Origin of the sequence: Wolbachia endosymbiont of Pentalonia nigronervosa (assembly GCF_014534705.1) — a bacterium.
Lineage (GTDB): Bacteria > Pseudomonadota > Alphaproteobacteria > Rickettsiales > Anaplasmataceae > Wolbachia.
Genome location: NZ_JACVWV010000081.1, coordinates 1 through 4,400 on the forward strand (window position 1 = coordinate 1; position 4,400 = coordinate 4,400).

Here is a 4,400-nt window from a genome sequence, read left to right on the forward strand (position 1 = left end):
CCTGTTCGCCCTATCCACATCACTGCTGCTATGAACTTTCTGTTGTCCTTTGCACTCCTTCCACTATCCCCTTTCTTTCCGGGTAAACTCTCCTTTATCCTTTCCCATTGCTTATCTTTTAAGTCGTATAACATCCTTAGCTTCTCTCAAAAATTGTTATTATAACTCCTTTCTTTTTGAATGTCTACACTACCTAGTGTTTCAACTATACTGAATTTTCAGTATTTACAAGACCACTATGAAAAAAGTTTAGATTTCGTCATCGTTCAACAAGAAATGTTTGCTGCTGCAGAAAAAGGAGATAACGTAGAAAAAATTAAAGAATATATAAGGAAAGGAGCAGATGTAAGATCTAGAAGCATTAATGAATGGAGTGGTTTACATTATGCTGCCAAAGGTAATAATGTAGAGACTGTAAAATTTTTTCTTGAGCAAAACTTAAGTATTGATGGGGAGGATGTTCAAGGTAGAAAGCCACTACATATAGCTGCTTTGTCTGGCAGTCAAAAAGTTCTCACTTGGTATATAGGAGAAGGAATTATAGACATTAATAATTACTTTGGTTATCAAGAGAAAACTCTATTACATTATGCAGCAGAAAATGGTCACAAGGAGGTGGTTGAGATTTTATTGAATAACAATGCTGAGATTAATGCTAAGACTACTGATAAAGGTTTAACACCATTACACGTAGCAGCACAAAATGGTCATTTAGATGTTGTTAATGCTTTGTTGGATAAAGGTGCTGATTTTAATGCTAAGACTATTGATAAAGGTTTAACACCATTACACTCTGCAACTCTAAATGGTTATTTAGATGTTGTGAAGGCTTTATTGGATAAAGGTGCTGATTTTAATGCTAAGGCTAAGGATGGTTGGACATCATTACACGTAGCAGCACAAAATGGTCATTTAGATGTTGTGAAGGCTTTATTGGATAAAGGTGCTGATTTTAATGCTAAAAACAAGGATGATTTTACACCATTACACTCTGCAGCAGAAAATGGTCATTTAGATGTTGTGAAGGCTTTATTGGATAAAGGTGCTGATTTTAATGCTAAGGCTACTGATGATTGGACACCATTACACTATGCAGCAAAAAATGGTCACTCAGGAATTGTACAATTACTCTTAGAAAAAGGAGCACATTATAATGTAAAAGATTCAAAAGGTAGGTCACCGCTGTATCTAGCAAAATCCGATGATATTAAGAAATTACTGAGTTTGATTGATAATCTATTTATTCAAGTAAAAGAAGGCGATCCACAAAATGTTGAAGATTATATAAAAAAAGGTGTAGTTGTTAACGCTAAAGACAAGGATGGTTGGACATCATTACACTATGCAGTTCAAAATAATCGCAATGAGGTTGTTGGTGTTTTATTGAATAACAAGGCTGATGTTAATGCTAAGACTACTGATAAAGGTAACACACCACTACACATAGCTGTTTCTAAGGGTAATGATGGAATTGTTAAAATTTTATTACAACATGCTAGCAAACTTAACGTTATAAAATTCAATGATTTTATCAATGCTCAAACGACTATTAAAGGTACCACGGCACTACACCTTGCTGCTGAGAAAGGTAATTTACATGTTGTGAAATTGTTACTAGAAAATGGTGCTGTTGTTAATATTAAAAATAGCGTAGGAGATACTCCATTGCAGGTAGCAGAACCCCAATCCGAAGTTGGGAAGTTACTTAACATTATCGATAAACTATTTCAAGCTGTTCAAGATGAAAAAGAGGATGAAGTTCGTTCTCTATTACAAGAAAAAAACCAGAATGATGGGCTTAAAGCGATTTTGAATGCTAGAAACACTGATAATAAAACACTTCTACAAGTTGCTAGTGTTAATAAGCAAAGAAGAGATATTGCAGACTTTCTTCTGAACAAATTAAAAGTTGCTCGATTTCCTAATCAGCAGGAAGAAGCTACACATCAAGAAGGTGAGATTTCAGCTAAGGAATGCCTACCAAGCACAAGTCATAGGAAGAAAAGAGAAGCTGAAAATGAATGTTTATTCACGTGGGAAGATGTGGATGAGTTTAATGTAGAAAAAGATGAAAAAAGAAGTTTAAGCAATATTGAAATAGATAGTGAAAAGTTTATAAGCTACGTTAAAGATCTGCCACAGGAAAAACGTGATCAGCTAATTCAGCTGGCAGATGAGGTTAAGGTTACAGGTCAATCTCAAAGTTTGGTTAATAAGCTTATTAGTAATCAAAAATTCATGAATCATTTAAATAAAGTAGGAATGGTTTCTGGTATCACTATGCATGGAATGATGGGCAAGGCAACTCTAGCTTCTTTTCTTAATTATGATTATGAAGGTGTTGCAATTAATCTAGGCTTTATTGCCGGTGGTCAAGGATTTGCTAAAGTTGCTGAAGCTGCATCTTTTAAGGGGCTTAAACTGGCTTCAGAAGGAAGGTTGTTACTTGGTAAATCTTTAAGAGCAGCGTCTCCTTTTCTTGCTCGTGGAACTTCTGCTTTTATTATCTATGATCTAGTAAACCAGGTAAAAGCATTTAAAAATGGTACGAAAGAAGCACTTGTTGGTGTAGTAGGAGACAGCATTTACCTGGGAGTTGATTCTGCAGAAATTGGTATAGAAATTGCTGAAGCTTTTGAGGTATTAGAAGGAGTATCAAGTGTTACTGGACCTATTGGGGCTGTAATTGGAGCGGTAGTATTTGTTGGAACTGATGTTTACATGGCAGTAAAGAGGGTTGATAAAATTGATCAACTTATTCATCTAACTGGAAAAGAGAGGTTTGTTGAAGATTTACGTGCATTTATAGGTATGCAACCTGAACAATATATAAAAGAATTAATGGAGGAAAAACAACTTTATAACCAATTAGTTAAGCAAGGATTTGAGTATTTAAAACAACATAGTGATATTCAAAGCTATGTTTTTCCTATTGGTCAGAAAGTAGATCTAGATAGTACAGTACTACTCGATAGAAAAAGAACCGATATAAAATGGAGTAGAGTAAGACCAGATAATCCAGATGAAGGTCAGGTATTTTGTGTGCCACAAGGAAATTATGAACCTGCTCCAAGTTATGGGTCATATTTATGTAAAAATGCAATTGGTTTATCTGCGAATAAAACAGGAAGTCATACTCTAATCAGCTTAGAAGAAGGTAAAGATTATGCAAAAGGGTTTTTAAACAGCCCAAATATCTTTGTTGTAAATAATGGATCTAAAGAATATTATGGAGGAAATAAAGATGATATATTTGTTTTACAGGCAGATTTTGTTAATGGGTATTTATCTGGGGAAGGAGGAGTTAATACCTTAGATATTACATCATTTGCTTTTAAGGAAGAACCATTAAATATTCAATTAGATATAGGAGAAATAGCAGACTTTTCCCGTAGTAACTGGTTAAAAATTTGTGAGATGAATAAAATTATAGGAAGAAAAGATAAGGCAGAGACAATAACAGTTTCATGTGATGGTTGTAATAATAATGTAAAACTGATAGATGGTCAGAGTGGTAATAAAGAAATTAAAGATAGAATAAACATAATGGATGATAGCTGTAATTATCAGATGCAAATAATAGTAAGGTCTAATACTGTAGTATACAATCGAGCATTAAAAGGAAGCTTTGATTATGTAGTACCATTAAACAATAGAGGGAGTGCAGAGCTTAGTTTTATTTATGGGCCTGAAAGGTTTGATGTAAACAATAAGTTTTGGTTTGCATATGAACCAGTTGATATAAAAAGTATCGATGTGAAATATGTAAATGTTTTTAACAGGACTGAACATGAAGTAAAGTTCAATTTTATCAAATCTGATAAAGAGTTTAATATAACTATCTCCTACCCAGAAAATCCTTTATACATGCTCGGGAATAATGGTGAAATAAGAATAGGGAGTAAAGATAACTTGTATATGCTACAAAATAGTAATGAATCTGCTGAAGAAATTATCAGGAATTATTTACCTATAGCAAATCGACTAAGTAAGATGTCATTCTTTATACAATCACTTCTAAGTAATGAGACAGTTGTAATAGGAAGTGGAAACTATGAGGTAATACATAATAATCCACAGCATAAAAGTCATTTAGTGGGAAATGGTGGCGAAAATGTATATGTAATTGACTCTGAGGCTGATAAACTTCCAGAGGTTATTATTCATGATATTGATGAAGAGAGTTCAATAGATACGATTGACTTAGAAGATGTCTTGAAATCATTTAAGTAGCTAATTTATTAAGCATAACGGTAATCATATTAAAGAAAATATTGGTTTTTGAGGTAAGAGGAGAATGTTCGTAATCTTTGCTCATGCGCCTAAAATTGGAGAGCCAAGCAAAGGTTCTTTCAACTATCCAACGTTTTGGAATAACCTGAAATCCTTCAGCTTCGGGA

The 4,400-nt window shown here is 33.6% G+C and carries 2 protein-coding genes; one reads left to right on the plus strand and one right to left on the minus strand.

Annotated features, from left to right (window positions below; all coding sequences use genetic code 11):
- Positions 1-180 precede the first annotated feature (180 nt).
- Positions 181-4,233, plus strand: coding sequence for an ankyrin repeat domain-containing protein (locus tag IC220_RS06245; RefSeq protein ID WP_188153623.1), 4,053 nt, complete (start codon positions 181-183; stop codon positions 4,231-4,233).
- Here IC220_RS06245 and IC220_RS06250 read toward each other — a convergent pair.
- The coding region (locus tag IC220_RS06250) for a transposase (protein ID WP_188152743.1) at positions 4,226-4,400 on the minus strand (175 nt) is incomplete at its 5' end. The genes IC220_RS06245 and IC220_RS06250 overlap by 8 nt on opposite strands.

What these genes read in the sequence shown, in the direction of transcription:
- IC220_RS06245 (WP_188153623.1), top strand. Translation starts at nt 181, where the DNA reads ATGTCTACACTACCTAGTGTTTCAACTATACTGAATTTTCAGTATTTA.